The organism is Knoellia koreensis (assembly GCF_013041615.1).
GTDB lineage: Bacteria > Actinomycetota > Actinomycetes > Actinomycetales > Dermatophilaceae > Pedococcus > Pedococcus koreensis.
The window spans coordinates 915,059-928,412 of the sequence record NZ_JABEPQ010000002.1 but is presented as its reverse complement, the minus strand read 5'-3'; the positions used below and the strand labels follow the sequence as shown (position 1 = coordinate 928,412).

The 13,354-nt window shown below is 71.2% G+C and carries 13 protein-coding genes; 10 read left to right on the top strand and 3 right to left on the bottom strand.

What is annotated here, in order from left to right; translation table 11 throughout:
* Positions 1 to 75: 75 nt before the first annotated feature.
* On the bottom strand, positions 76 to 1,056 hold the full coding sequence (locus HJG52_RS12640) for a DUF389 domain-containing protein (RefSeq protein ID WP_171243901.1): 981 nt from the start codon (positions 1,054 to 1,056) through the stop codon (positions 76 to 78).
* 15 nt (positions 1,057 to 1,071) lie between these two features.
* Between HJG52_RS12640 and HJG52_RS12635 the strand changes: the two genes are divergently transcribed.
* The 4 genes from HJG52_RS12635 (at position 1,072) to HJG52_RS21680 (ending at position 6,285) form a co-directional block, all read left to right on the top strand.
* Positions 1,072 to 1,785, top strand: a complete 714-nt coding sequence (locus HJG52_RS12635; RefSeq protein WP_346767723.1) for an HAD family hydrolase — start codon at positions 1,072 to 1,074, stop codon at positions 1,783 to 1,785.
* 10 nt (positions 1,786 to 1,795) lie between these two features.
* Positions 1,796 to 3,166: a pyridoxal-dependent decarboxylase gene (locus HJG52_RS12630; protein ID WP_171243900.1), complete on the top strand. Its 1,371-nt coding sequence runs from the start codon at positions 1,796 to 1,798 to the stop codon at positions 3,164 to 3,166.
* Positions 3,167 to 3,300: 134 nt separating this feature from the next.
* On the top strand, positions 3,301 to 3,609 hold the full coding sequence (gene napA, locus HJG52_RS12625; RefSeq protein WP_488153911.1) for a nucleoid-associated protein NapA: 309 nt from the start codon (positions 3,301 to 3,303) through the stop codon (positions 3,607 to 3,609).
* Between the two features lie 288 nt (positions 3,610 to 3,897).
* On the top strand, positions 3,898 to 6,285 hold the full coding sequence (locus HJG52_RS21680; RefSeq protein WP_171243898.1) for a PxKF domain-containing protein: 2,388 nt from the start codon (positions 3,898 to 3,900) through the stop codon (positions 6,283 to 6,285).
* Positions 6,286 to 6,380: 95 nt separating this feature from the next.
* On the opposite strand, the gene HJG52_RS12615 is transcribed toward HJG52_RS21680, so the two are convergent.
* On the bottom strand, positions 6,381 to 7,337 hold the full coding sequence (locus HJG52_RS12615) for a hypothetical protein (protein ID WP_171243897.1): 957 nt from the start codon (positions 7,335 to 7,337) through the stop codon (positions 6,381 to 6,383).
* 79 nt (positions 7,338 to 7,416) lie between these two features.
* On the opposite strand from HJG52_RS12615, the gene HJG52_RS12610 reads away from it, so the two are divergent.
* Genes HJG52_RS12610 through HJG52_RS12595 form a run of 4 tightly spaced genes read left to right on the top strand, consistent with a single transcriptional unit; the run spans position 7,417 to position 9,804 of the window.
* Positions 7,417 to 7,869 carry a GNAT family N-acetyltransferase gene (locus tag HJG52_RS12610; RefSeq protein WP_171243896.1) on the top strand — a complete coding sequence of 151 codons (453 nt, stop codon included), beginning with the start codon at positions 7,417 to 7,419 and terminating at the stop codon, positions 7,867 to 7,869.
* Positions 7,866 to 8,294, top strand: coding sequence for a VOC family protein (locus HJG52_RS12605; protein WP_171243895.1), 429 nt, complete (start codon positions 7,866 to 7,868; stop codon positions 8,292 to 8,294). The genes HJG52_RS12610 and HJG52_RS12605 overlap by 4 nt, the downstream gene beginning before the upstream one ends.
* A complete protein-coding gene (locus HJG52_RS12600) occupies positions 8,291 to 9,346 on the top strand; it encodes a P1 family peptidase (protein ID WP_430413343.1) in 1,056 nt (351 codons plus the stop codon). The genes HJG52_RS12605 and HJG52_RS12600 overlap by 4 nt, the downstream gene beginning before the upstream one ends.
* Complete coding sequence (locus HJG52_RS12595; protein ID WP_171243894.1) at positions 9,343 to 9,804, top strand: hypothetical protein; 462 nt, start codon at positions 9,343 to 9,345, stop codon at positions 9,802 to 9,804. Before HJG52_RS12600 ends, HJG52_RS12595 begins: the two co-directional genes overlap by 4 nt.
* Before the next feature lie 7 nt (positions 9,805 to 9,811).
* On the opposite strand, the gene HJG52_RS12590 is transcribed toward HJG52_RS12595, so the two are convergent.
* Positions 9,812 to 10,459, bottom strand: a complete 648-nt coding sequence (locus HJG52_RS12590; protein ID WP_171243893.1) for a DUF6226 family protein — start codon at positions 10,457 to 10,459, stop codon at positions 9,812 to 9,814.
* 148 nt (positions 10,460 to 10,607) lie between these two features.
* Between HJG52_RS12590 and HJG52_RS12585 the strand changes: the two genes are divergently transcribed.
* Positions 10,608 to 11,345 carry a hypothetical protein gene (locus HJG52_RS12585; RefSeq protein ID WP_171243892.1) on the top strand — a complete coding sequence of 246 codons (738 nt, stop codon included), beginning with the start codon at positions 10,608 to 10,610 and terminating at the stop codon, positions 11,343 to 11,345.
* A 360-nt stretch (positions 11,346 to 11,705) separates the two neighbouring features.
* A complete protein-coding gene (groL, locus tag HJG52_RS12580; protein WP_171243891.1) occupies positions 11,706 to 13,331 on the top strand; it encodes a chaperonin GroEL in 1,626 nt (541 codons plus the stop codon).
* Positions 13,332 to 13,354 lie beyond the last annotated feature (23 nt).

Genomic DNA, 13,354 nt, shown 5'->3' with positions numbered 1-13,354 from the left:
GACCCAAAGTTCGCTCGTGCTTGAAACGTTCCCAGCACTGGCGAACTTTGGCCCAAAGTTCGGGGCGCGGTCGGGTCAGGTGTCGGATGGGGTTGGGCGTCCACGCATGCGGCTGACGAGCTGGGCGCGTTTGGCCGAGACGTCGGCCCACACGCGTTGCTGCAACGCCAGCGAGACCCAGCCCGCCAACGCCATGCCAGTGAGGTTGATGACCAGCTGCAGGGTGCTGCCCTTCACCTCGTGCCACGCCCCGAACGCCAGTGCGAGGCCGATGTTGCCGGCTGCCGGGATGGTTGTCACCGAGACGAACACGCCGGTGAGGCCGCCCACTCGCGACGACGTCATCGACAGCACGCCGGCCGAGGCTGCGATGACGGCCACGATGAACGACCACCGGTCGGGCGTGTAGATGAACGACGTGTCCGGCCGGTTGCGGCTGCCGAGGTCGTCGGCCGTCACCCAGCCCAGTGCACCCACGAGCAGGCCGCCGAGGAACGTGACCGCGATCGCCGTCGCAAATCCGAACACCAGCGAACGAATTGCCCTGCGCAGCAACGAGTATCGCCGCCGCACCAGCGACAGTCCCAGCGCCGCGACTGGCCCGAAGTCCGGGCCCAGGATCATCGCGCCCACGATGAGGACGGGTGAGTCGAGGACGATCGCGATGGCCGCGATGAGCGTCGCGAGCACCATGAACGACAGGAAGGTCCAGTTGGTCTCGGTGTCCTCGAACGCCCGCTGTGTCACCTCCGACCACACGACCGAGTCGGCACCACTGCCGGGCGCGATCCGCTCGGCGTCCAGCCCGGGCTGCGACAGCCACGACGGCACCGGGTCGATGTGGATCGTCCCCAGCTCCTGCACCCCGAGCTCGCGGAGCCGGTCGATGACGTCGTTGGCCGCCTCGCGCGCGACGTCGGCGAAGAAGAGGTCACCCGGGGGCTTGATCGACCCGCCGTGGACGGCCGCGATGCTGCTGACGGCAGGGTCGTCCTCGAGCGTCTCGCGCACCTGGGCGGAGAGCGCACTCGGGGCCGAGACGCGCAGCTGCAACATGGCCGACAGTCTGCCGTGGCGACCGTCCCCGACGGTGGACCCCGCGCAGGCGAGGCGGCCACGCGGCATACCCTGCTCGTCGTGACCTTGCGCTGGCCCGTCGTGCTGTTCGACTTCGACGGCACCCTCGCCGACACCATCCCGCTCATCGTCGCGAGCTACCACCACGCCATCGGGACGATCGGTGAGGCGGCCGACGACCTCGAGGTGCGCTCGTGGATCGGGCGTCCGCTCCAGCCGGTGCTCGAGGAGCGCTACCCAGGTCGCGGGCAGGAGCTGACCGACACCTACCGCACGTGGAACCTCGCCCACCACGACGAGCTGATCCGCACTGTCGACGGCATCCCCGAGCTGCTCGGGCGGCTCCACGACGCGGGCGCGCGCACCGGCGTCGTGTCGAGCAAGAAGGCCGAGACCGTGCGCCTCGGCCTGCGCGCCGTGGGCCTCGAGGGTGTCATCGACGTCGTGGCCGGCCAGGAGGAGACGACGCGGCACAAGCCGGACCCCGAGCCCCTCCTGTATGCCGCGTCGAGACTGGGCGCCGACGCGGGCTCGTGCGTCTACGTGGGTGACGCGACGGTCGACGTTCAGGCCGCACGCGCAGCGGGTATGGGCGCCATTGCCGTGACGTGGGGAGCGGGCGTCGAGTCCGCGCTTGAGGCGACCGCGCCGGACGCGCTCGTGGGCACTTCCGCCGAGCTGGCCGAGGCCCTCCTGCCGGGGTCCTAGACTCGCGGCCGTGCACGGCTACACGGACAAGCAGCTCGAGATCCTGGGCGACGCGATCCTCGCCTACTCCGCCGACCGCCTGAAGCTCGACCCGGTGCCGCTGGACCAGCCGCACACGCTGGCCGAGCTCGAGGCCGCCGCGGGCGGCACGATCACCGCGGAGGGCATCGGCGGGCTCAAGGCGCTCGAGCTGTTCGGCGAGACGCTGGCGCCGGCCTGCATCTCGACCGACCACCCGCGCTACCTGTCGTTCATCCCTTGTGCCCCAACGGAAGCCGCGGCGATGTTCGACCTCGTGGTCGGCGCGTCGTCGATCTACGGCGGGTCGTGGCTCGAGGGTGCGGGAGCGGTGTATGCCGAGAACCAGGCGCTGCGCTGGATCGCCGACCTCGTGGGCCTGCCGGCCGAGGCCGGTGGCGTCTTCGTGCCGGGTGGCACGATCGGCAACCTGTCCGCGCTGGTGGCTGCGCGGCATACCGCTCGGGCCAAGGCCGCCCGCGCCGGGGTGACTGGTCCCGGTGGCCGGCCGTGGCGGGTTGCCGCGACGCACGGCGCGCACTCCTCGATCCAGTCGGCGTGCGATGTCATGGATGCGGAGTTCATCGGCGTCGAGGTGGACGACAACATGCGCCTGACGGGTGCGGAGCTGCGAAAGGTGTTGGAGGAGAACGGTCCTGACACCTTCTTCGCCGTCGTCGCCACGTCGGGGACGACGAACTTCGGCATCGTCGACGACCTCGCGTCGGTCGCGGAGGTGTGCCGCGAGTTCGGCATCTGGTTCCACGTCGACGGCGCCTACGGCGGTGCCGGGCTCGCCGCCGAGTCGGTGCGTCACCTCTACGAGGGCATCGAGCACTGCGACTCGTTCATCGTCGACCCGCACAAGTGGCTGTTCGCACCGTTCGACTGCTGTGCGCTCCTCTACCGCGACCCCGCCCTGGCGCGCGCCGCCCACACCCAGCACGCGTCCTACCTCGACGTCCTCACCGACGCCCCGGACTGGAACCCCACCGACTACTCGGTCGGCCTCACCCGTCGCGCCCGGGGCCTGCCGTTCTGGTTCTCGCTCGCGACGCACGGCACGTCCGCCTACTCGGCGGCGGTCGAGCGCACGCTCGAGGTGACCCGGTTCGCAGCGGCCGAGATCGCGCGTCGGGACCACCTCGAGGTGGTGCGTGAGCCCGACCTGTCCGTGGTGGTGTTTCGGCGGCTGGGGTGGAGCGCCGGTCAGTACCAGGAGTGGTCGGACCGGTTGCTGGCCGAGGAGTTCGCGTTCGTCGTGCCCACCTCGCACGCCGGCGAGACGCTGACGCGGTTCGCGATCGTCAACCCACGCACCAGCGAGGACGACATCGTGGCCATCCTCGACACCATGGCCTGAGGTCTCGTGCGCCCCATGTGACCCCTGTGACTGGTGGGCCGCACGCGGCCCGATCAGCGCCGTCGCGTTCCGCGAGTGGAATGACAAGCGTGTGATTCGCTCCGTATAGTGGGCCTGCAACGCACGGGTCGAACATCGAAGGGCGCGAGTCGAGAGTGAACGCCGCACACAGCCGCGAGCAGGTCCACACCGGGGAGCTGACCGACCGCGAGCGCGAGATCATCGCGTTCGAGCGGCAGTGGTGGAAGTACGCAGGTGCTAAGGAGCAGGCGATCCGCGACCTCTTCGACATGAGCGCCACCCGCTACTACCAGGTGCTCAACGGCCTCATCGACAACCCGGCCGCGCTCGAGGCCGACCCCATGCTGATCAAGCGGCTGCGCCGGCTGCGCGCCTCACGCCAGCGCGCCCGCAGCGCCCGCCGCCTCGGCATCCAGCTCTAGCGGGCACCCACCCCCAGCAAGGCACGCCCGTCCGGACCGATCCGGGCGGGCGTCGCTGCGTCCGCGGCCGGGTTCGCAGGTTCCGGCCGTATGCCGCGTGCCCCCGTTTCGCGCCCCATCCGCCGCCTCCGACGCTGGTCTACGTCGTTTGGTGTACGTAATCCGAGTCACCGGGTGACCAGGCGCGGGCCATCTTCGAGTCATTCTCGCCCGAACCGCTGGCGTCCGAATTGATCCGATCTCTACCTTCATGCCCGGACCACCCACCCAGCGCCATGGAGGCACCCCGTGACCCGCACCGCACTGCGAGCACCAGCCCTCGCAGCGAGCTGTCTGCTCGCCCTCTTCGCCGGGGCGTTACCCGCCCTCGCCGACGACATCGTCAACGACATCACCACGCAGAACGAGGTCATGAGCCTCACCGCCGGAGGCGCCCCCGGCTCGACCGTCCTGTCGGTCACCCCGACCGGCGGTGACGGCAAGAACGGCTGCAACCTCACCGGTGGCACGAGCGCGACCTTCGCCGTCACGTCGTCCAACCCGGCCGTGGCCACCGTGTCGCCGGCCTCGGTGACGTTCACCTCGTGCTCCGACACCCGGTCGCTCACCGTGACGCCCGTGGCCGAGGGCACCTCCAGCGTCACGCTCCGGCAGACCGCCAACAGCTCGCAGGGCTCGTTCAACACCGCGCCCGCGGCGTTCACCGCCAACGTCGCCAAGGCCGTCCCCACCAACACCGCGCCGAGCGTCAGCGTGATCGGCGTCAGCGAGGGCGCGACGTACACCTGGGGCTCCGTCCCCGCCGCGAGCTGCGCGGTCACGGACAAGGAGGACGGCAACAGCACGTCCGCCGCGGTCCTCGCGCACACCGCCGCCGACTACGTGGGTCCGCAGACGGCCACCTGCTCCTACACCGACGGCGGCGGGCTCACCGCGACGTCGTCCGTGAGCTTCACGATCGCCAAGGCGCCGTCGACCATCAACCTCGACTGTCCGGCCGCCGTCACCTACGACGGCACCGCCCAGACCCCCTGCTCGGCGCGCGTGACCGGCGTCGGCGGCCTCGACCAGGCCCTCACCGTGGGCTACGGCGACAACACCAATGCCGGCACCGCGAGCGCCAGTGCCTCGTATGCCGGTGACGCCACCCACGCGGCCGCGCAGCCGGCGAGCGCCACCTTCGCCATCGGCAAGGCCGCGTCCACGACGACCATGACCTGCCGGACCGGCGTCGTCTACACCGGCGGGTCCCAGGACATCTGCTCCGCCAACGTCACCGGTGTCGGCGGCCTCGACCAGGCGGTCGGCGTCAGCTACAACCCCGACAGCACCAACGCGGGCAATGGCACGGCCACCGCCACCTTCGCGGGCGACGCCAACCACGTCGGCAGCAGTGCCGAGGCCACCTTCGAGATCGGCAAGGCCACCTCGACGATCGCCCTCTCCTGCAGCGACGACTCGGTGTTCGACGGCACGGCCCAGACGCCGTGCACCGCTGAGGTCAGCGGTGTCGGCGGCCTGCAGCAGAGCGTCCCGGTCTCCTACGAGAACAACGTCCACGCGGGCACGGCCACTGCCACCGCGGCATACGCGGGCGATGCCAACCACGGTTCGTCCGATGCGACCGCCACGTTCCCCATCGCCAAGGCGGCGACGACCACCACGCTGACCTGCCCCGAGTCGGTCACCTACGACGGCAGCTCGCAGCAGCCGTGCACGGCGACGGTCACCGGCCCGGCCGGTCTCGACCAGGCGGTCAGCCCGACATACACGGCGGACACGACCAACGCGGGTGAGGTCGGCGTCACCGCCGACTACGCCGGCTCGGGCGACTACCTCGCCAGCTCGGACAGCGCGACCTTCACCATCGCCAAGGCGCCCTCGACCGTCAGCATCGACTGCGCCGCTGCCACCTACACCGGCAGCGCCCAGACGCCGTGCTCGGCCACCGTCACCGGTGCCGGCACCTTCGACAGCAAGGCGACGACACTGACCTACGCCGACAACGTCAACGCGGGCACGGCCAGCGTCACGGCCACCTACGGCGGCGACCGCAACCACCTCGGTGACACCGCGACGGGCAGCTTCGCCATCGCCAAGGCTCCGTCGAGCGTGGCGGTCACCTGCCCCGCCTCGGTGGAGTTCAGCGGCGCCGCGCAGACGCCGTGCACGGCCCGGGCCACCGGAGTCGGCGGGCTCGACGTCGCCGTCACCGACCTGGCCTACGCGAACAACACCAAGGCCGGCACGGCCACCGTCACCGCCACCTACGCGGGCGACGCCAACCACACCGGGTCGACCGGCACCGGCTCGTTCACGATCAACCCCTACCGCCTCGGTGGCTTCTACCAGCCGGTCGACATGGGTGGGGTGTTGAACTCGGTCAAGGCCGGCTCGACCGTCCCGCTGAAGTTCGAGCTGTTCTCCGGCTCGACCGAGATCACCTCGACCAGCGCGGTCGCCAGCTTCACGGCGACCAAGATCACCTGCGCGACCGGCGCAACCGTCGATGACGTCGAGCTCACCACCACCGGTGGCACGAGCCTGCGCTACGACACCTCGGGCGGCCAGTTCATCCAGAACTGGCAGACCCCCAAGGCGGCCGGCTCCTGCTACAAGGTCACCATGACCGCCGTCGACGGCAGCACCCTCACCGCGCAGTTCAAGCTCAAGTGAGTTCCTGAGCTCGCAGGGCAAGGCGCCCCCGTCGGCTTCGGCCGGCGGGGGCGCTTCGCGCCTGTTCCGGTATGCCGCGTGGCCTGCCGGATGCCCTACGCCCGCTTGGTGATCGCGCGGGCGAGGACGGCGCCGAGCACTCCGACCACGAGGGCGACGGCGAGGTCCCCGAGGGTGCGGCTGCTCGGCTCGAGTGCTCGCAGGAAGACGCGCACCCCGCCGGAGGCCAGGTCGCGGATCGGGTCGGGTGCGTGCTGGGCCGACCGGGCTGACCCGCCCGCGTAACCCACGGCGGTCACCGCGGCCGGGACGACCCAGAGCAACGCCAGGCCCACGAACCAGGCTGCGGCGAGCGAGCCCCAGCCGCCCCGGGCGGCGCACCAGGCGAGCGTGACGCCGACGAGGGCGGCCGCGACCCAGTGGCTGCTCGTCGCGGCCAGACGTGAGCTCTCGTCGAACCGGTGACCGAAGCCCGTGGCGAACACGCCCAGCCACGAGCCGGTGAGGACCGCGGCCAGGGCGAGCCACGGCACGGCGGCCGGGCGCGAGCCACGGGCCGAGACCGGCAGGGCCACGAAGCACACGACCAGCGATGCCGCCAAGGCGCCCAGCACGGCATACAGGTAGATCTCGCCCCGCGACGACCTTTCGATGCCCTCGGCGACCGTCCACGCGCTCTGCCCGGATGCGGCGAGCGCGACCACCAGCCAGCCCACGAACGCGCCGCCGAGCGCCGGACCCGACCGGGGCAGTGCGCGCACCACGAGTCCCGCCAGCACGGCGCCGACGAGCATCATGGCGAGGACGGGCACCACGTAGTACTGGCTGAGTGGCAGCAACGACACCGGCATCTCGCCGGGCAGGCGCTGCTCGGACCAGAGGTTCTGCAGGGGGAGGCGGCGGTCGGTCGTCAACCACGGCAGGAGCCCGACGACACCGGCGGCGATGCCGACGAGCAGGCCGGTGCCGAGGGCCGCCGCGGGCGATCGGCGGCGCGGTGGTGGGGTGTCCCCGTCGGCCGGAACGTGGGGTGCGATGGTCGGCGACGACATGGCGGTCATTGTGCCGTCGCGGCCTCGCGACCGGACGGACACGCTGCGCAGGGTGCGTGTCGCGTGCTTGACTTCCGCCGTGGCCGAGGTGCGGATCCGACCCGCTGGCGCCGACGACGCGCTCGTCGTCGCGGCGCTCGTGCTGCAGTGCGCGATCCATCGCGGCGGCAGCGGCGAGCCGGGCTTCCTCGACCGCTACGCGCGCGCCTGGCTGGCCGACCAACGGCACCTGCCGGTGTGGCTCGCCGAGGTGGGCGAGGAGCACGGCGGGTTCCTGCAGGCGCGCGTGGTCGACCCGTTGCCGTTGCCCCGCAACGAGATTGCGCCTGAGCTGGTGGTCGAGGTGTTCTTCGTGCGGCCCACCCATCGCGGGCTCGGAGTCGGCGAGGATCTACTCCGGGCGGCCACGACGTGGGCGCGCGACGGCGGGTTCGCCGCGGCGGTCATGAGCGCGGGGCCGCACACGCGGGCGATGGTGGAACGTGTCGGGTTCACCCCCGACGAGAGCGCCTACCGGATGGAGCTGAGATGACCGACGCCACAAGGCCCGACCGGCCGCCGCTGACCATCGGCTCGATCGTGGTCCACGTGGACGACGCCACGAGGGCGATGGCTTTCTGGGCGCCGGCCCTGGACTACGAGCCGCGCTACGACCCGGAGCCCGACTGGGTCATCCTCCAGCCGCGCGACGGCCGCCCCGGCCCCAACCTCTCGCTCGACGGCGTCGGTGCCAACCCGCCGAAGTTTCCCGAGATCCACCTCGACCTGTATGCCGTCGACCAGGCCGCTGAGGTGGAGCGCCTCGTCGGCCTGGGGGCGCGCCGGGTCGAGGACTGGCCCTACCCGAAGGACGAGGAGGTCGACTTCGTCGTGCTCGAGGACCCGGACGGCAACCGGTTCTGCGTCATCGACGCGGCGCCGGGGCTCGACGACGCGGAGCCCGGTCAGCCCTCGTGAGCCTGCGCCCCGGACCCACCAACACCCTGGTCGACGTCCCCGGCTTCCGCGTCGGCCACTCCACCCGCACCGAGCCGGGCTGGCTCACCGGTACCACCGTCGTCCTGCCGCCCGACGCCGGAGCTGTCGCCGGTGTGGACGTGCGTGGCGGCGCGCCGGGCACCCGCGAGACCGACCTGCTCGACCCGCGCAACCTCGTCGACCGCGTCAACGCCGTGGTGCTCACCGGGGGCAGTGCGTTCGGCCTCGCGAGCGCCGACGGAGTGATGCAGCGCCTGTATGCCGCGGGGCTGGGCTGGCCGATGGGGCAGCCCGGCAAGGTGGTCCCGATCGTGCCCGCGACGGTGTTGTTCGACCTCGACCGTGGCGGCGAGTTCGCTTCTGCGCCAACGGCTTCCGACGGGGTGACGGCATTCGACGCAGCCTCCGCCGAGGCCGTCACGCAGGGAAACGTCGGCGCCGGGACGGGTGCCAGGGCCGGTGGCCTCAAGGGCGGACTCGGGTCGGCCAGTGCTGTGCTCGACGACGGCACCTCGGTCGCGGCGATAGTGGCCGTCAACGCCCTGGGTGACGTCGTCGACCCGGCGACCGGCGAGCTGTGGGCGCTCCGGCACGGTCTCGGTGACGAGTTCGCCCATGTGGCAACGCCTTCCGCCGAGGAGGCGCAGGAGGCTCGCGAACGCGCCAAGGCGGCATACGCCAACCAGCCCCTGCAACCCGGTGCCGCGACGACGATCGGCGTCATCGCCACGGATGCGACGCTCACGAAGGCGCAGTGCCAGAAGGTCTCCGGCCTCGCGCACGACGGCCTTGCCCGCGCCATCCATCCGGTGCACACGCTGCTCGACGGCGACACCGTCTTCACGCTTGCGTCCGGGCAGCGACCGGCGCCCGAGCTGCCGGCACTGCACCAGCTCATGGTCGCGGCCGGTGACTGCATGACCAGGGCCGTCGCCCACGCCGTCCTCGCGGCCGAGTCGGTCAGCAACGGCGCCGTCGACCTGCGCTCCTACCGTGACGCCTACCCCTCGGCTGTCAGGATGGACCGATGACCGCGACGAACGAGCCGGACTGGAGCACGCCCGAGGGCCTGCGGGCCATCAAGGAGGCGCTGGCCGCGACGATCGACGGCTGGGAGCCACCAGTGGCGTATGCCGTGGGAATCACGCCCGCGTCCAGCTCACCCGAGCTCGAGTTCCCCTACGTCAACGGGCCGGATGCCCCAGCCGGCCTGGCTGCGGTGGTCCTCGCCAAGGTCGTGGGGCACGCCTCCGGTTCGGCGACGTACGAGCTGTCGCAGACCGAGCTGTCCACGGTGGTCGAGACGCTCAAGCCGGCCCTCGCGTGCGAGGACGTCGAGCACCCGAACACCGCGGCCTGGGCCCAGGTGCTGCGCGACCTCGAAGCCAACCCCGCGCGGACCGCATACGCCGTCTTCGTCGGCGACCTCGACGCGCCCGTCGAGTCCGAGGCCGAGGCGACCCTGCGCACCCTCCTGCCCGGAGACTGACGTCGCGTCAGCCGAACCAGCTGGCGCCGTGCGTCACCGTGTATCCCTTGCGCGGTGAGTCGGCTGCCGCCAGCACCTGCTCCGCCGTGCTCGCCGAGGAGAACCCCTCACCGGACCAGCCGCCCTCGGGGGTGGTCTGCACCGACCGCCCGCGCCTCGCCTCGACCCTGGTGAACGCGCCGCTCACGATGAGCCAGACCGTGTCGTCGAGCTGTCGAAGGAGCAGGACCGAGCCGTCGTCGCAGGCGTCGCACCCGCAGTAGGGCAGCGCCGCGACGAGCACGGCGGGGGCGCTTACCCCGACAACGAGCCCTGCATCCGCGTTGTCCTCGATCCTGGTGTGCCCCACCGTGATCGGCAGGGCACCTCTCACCGTCGGCTTCAGGCCCTCGGTGCGGGTGACGCCGTAGTTCGGGACGCCCTCGGCCCACGGCTCACCGTCCGTACGCACGGCGGCTCCCACGTCGACCAGGGTCCGCGCCCACGCCTCGTAGCGGGCCCCGAGCAGCCTGTACTTCCCCGGGTCCAGCACCCGGGAGTACTCCTCGTCGCGCGGTGCCGCGTCGAGGGGGCGCGGCGGGGGCCACCCCGTCATGCCAGCGCCCGTCGTCTCGAATGCAGCGTCGACACGCGCGACGACGTCTGCCCGATCCATGCGCCGAGCGTATGCCGCGTGCGCACCCGCCGTCGTGGACGTTTCCCGGCGACGTGGTCGGCGCGCCCGCGACGGCATACCAAAGTCGGACCCGGGTTCCGACCGGGGGCCTAAGCGCCATGCCTTGTCCGTGCGGAAGGCTCGACGCGTGGGACAGCAACGCTTCGACCTGCTCGTGCGGGGACGCGAGCACACCGTGACGGCGACCGAGCTCGGCGTGCAGCGCGAGATCGTCTGGACCGTCGACGGCGCCGAGGTCGCGCGCACGAAGACCACGGACGACAACGCCGTGCTCGAGGCCAACGGCTACGGCCGGGTCAAGCTCAAGGCGTCGATGACCGGGGTGCACCGGGCCACGCTGAGCGTCGGCCAGGGTGCGGTCGACATGGAGCCCGAGCCCGGGTCGCGGGCCGCGCGGCGCGAGGAGCGGATCCGCCAGCACCCACGCCGGCACGCCGTCGTGGAGGGCGTCCTGGCGACGGTCAAGGTGCTCGCGCCGTTGTTCGGGGTCGGGTTCGTCGTCAACCTGCTGCCCGACTGGGACCTGCCGGACATCCCGTGGCCGGACATCCCGTGGCCCAGCATCGACCTGCCCGACATCCCGTGGCCGAGCATCGACCTGCCGTCGATCCCGTGGCCGGACTGGTCGCTGCCGGGGTGGCTCGATCCGGTCCTCGACGCTGCGAGGTTCGTGCTCCCGGTGCTCGTCGCCATCGGCGTCGCGATGGGCGAGGTGAAGCGCCGTCAGGCTCAGGACGCCCGCCGGGTCGAGGTGCGAGGGCAGTCGCGGCCGCAGCTCGAGACCCGGATGGCTGCAGACCTGCGCGCCCTGCTCGATCAGCGGCAGCAGCCGGAGGCGGAGGACGCCCGCACTTCCGGCCACTGAGGGCCGGTGTTGCGGGCGGGACCAAGCCTGGGTGGCCCGAAGTGCGGGAGGGGTGCGACTTCGGGCCACTGAGGGCCGGTGCTGCGCGCCGGACCGAGCCAGGGTGGCCCGAAGTGCGGGAGGGGTGGGGCCGCGGTGGCGACGCGCGAAGGCGAGGGGCGTCCGCGGCATACCCCTCGCGTTTGCACTCCCACCCCGAGAGTGCCAATAATGGCGTTAGCACTCTCACCCTGAGAGTGACAATCCTGGCCAGCCAAGGTGAGGTCCGGGGTGCTCGGCGACGTGAGCCGGGTATGCCGTGCCGTCCGTCGCGGGCGCCCGCTGGCCGCAACTCGTTTCGCGTGGGAGGAAACCACCCGAATGGCCAAGATCATCGCTTTCGATGAAGAGGCTCGTCGCGGGCTCGAGCGGGGCATGAACACCCTCGCCGACGCCGTGCGCGTGACCCTCGGCCCGAAGGGCCGCAACGTCGTGCTCGAGAAGAAGTGGGGAGCCCCCACGATCACCAACGATGGTGTGTCCATCGCCAAGGAGATCGAGCTCGACGACCCGTACGAGAAGATCGGTGCCGAGCTCGTCAAGGAGGTCGCCAAGAAGACCGACGACGTCGCGGGCGACGGCACCACCACCGCCACCGTGCTCGCCCAGGCCCTCGTCAAGGAGGGTCTGCGCAACGTCGCGGCCGGCGCCAACCCGATGGCGCTCAAGCGCGGCATCGAGCAGGCGACCGAGAAGGTCTCGAGCCAGCTGCTCGAGATGGCCAAGCCGGTCGAGACCAAGGAGCAGATCGCGGCGACCGCCTCGATCTCCGCGGCTGACCCCGAGATCGGCGAGATGATCGCCGAGGCCATGGACAAGGTCGGCAACGAGGGCGTCATCACCGTCGAGGAGAGCAACACCTTCGGCCTCGAGCTCGAGCTCACCGAGGGCATGCGCTTCGACAAGGGCTACATCAGCCACTACTTCGTCACCGACACCGAGCGCATGGAGGCCGTGCTCGAGGACCCGTACGTCCTCGTCGTGAACTCCAAGATCTCCGGCATCAAGGACCTGCTCCCGCTGCTGGAGAAGGTCATGCAGTCCGGCAAGCCGCTGCTGATCATCGCCGAGGACGTCGAGGGCGAGGCCCTGTCGACCCTGGTGGTCAACAAGATCCGTGGCACCTTCAAGTCGGTCGCCGTCAAGGCCCCCGGCTTCGGTGACCGCCGCAAGGCCATGCTCGCCGACATCGCCATCCTCACCGGTGGCCAGGTCATCAGCGAGGAGGTCGGCCTCAAGCTCGAGACCGCCGAGCTCGACCTGCTGGGCAAGGCGCGCAAGGTCGTCGTCACCAAGGACGAGACCACGATCGTCGAGGGTGCCGGCGACGCGGAGCAGATCCAGGGCCGCGTCAACCAGATCCGCGCCGAGATCGAGAAGTCGGACAGCGACTACGACCGCGAGAAGCTGCAGGAGCGCCTGGCCAAGCTGGCCGGCGGTGTTGCGGTCATCAAGGCCGGCGCCGCGACCGAGGTCGAGCTCAAGGAGCGCAAGCACCGCATCGAGGACGCCGTGCGCAACGCCAAGGCGGCCGTCGAGGAGGGCATCGTCGCCGGTGGTGGCGTGGCCCTGCTGCAGGCCGGCAAGGACGTCTTCGACAAGCTCGACCTCAAGGGCGACGAGGCCACTGGCGCCAACATCGTCCGCGTGGCCATCGAGGCCCCGCTCAAGCAGATCGCGGTCAACGCCGGTCTCGAGGGTGGCGTCGTGGCGGAGAAGGTCGCGAACCTTCCCGCGGGCGACGGCCTCAACGCCGCGACCGGTGACTACGTCGACATGATCAAGGCCGGCATCATCGACCCGGCCAAGGTCACGCGTTCGGCGCTGCAGAACGCCGCGTCGATCGCCGCGCTGTTCCTCACCACCGAGGCCGTCATCGCCGACAAGCCCGAGAAGGCCGCTCCGGCTGCTCCGGGTGGCGACGAGATGGGTGGCATGGGGTTCTGAGGCCAAGCCTCTGACCTGCTGGC

Coding starts and splice junctions, on each gene's coding strand:
- groL (WP_171243891.1), top strand. CDS start 11,706: ATGGCCAAGATCATCGCTTTCGATGAAGAGGCTCGTCGCGGGCTCGAG.
- HJG52_RS12640 (WP_171243901.1), bottom strand. CDS start 1,056: ATGTTGCAGCTGCGCGTCTCGGCCCCGAGTGCGCTCTCCGCCCAGGTG.
- HJG52_RS12605 (WP_171243895.1), top strand. CDS start 7,866: ATGACCGACGCCACAAGGCCCGACCGGCCGCCGCTGACCATCGGCTCG.
- HJG52_RS12590 (WP_171243893.1), bottom strand. CDS start 10,459: ATGGATCGGGCAGACGTCGTCGCGCGTGTCGACGCTGCATTCGAGACG.
- HJG52_RS12615 (WP_171243897.1), bottom strand. CDS start 7,337: ATGTCGTCGCCGACCATCGCACCCCACGTTCCGGCCGACGGGGACACC.
- HJG52_RS12595 (WP_171243894.1), top strand. CDS start 9,343: ATGACCGCGACGAACGAGCCGGACTGGAGCACGCCCGAGGGCCTGCGG.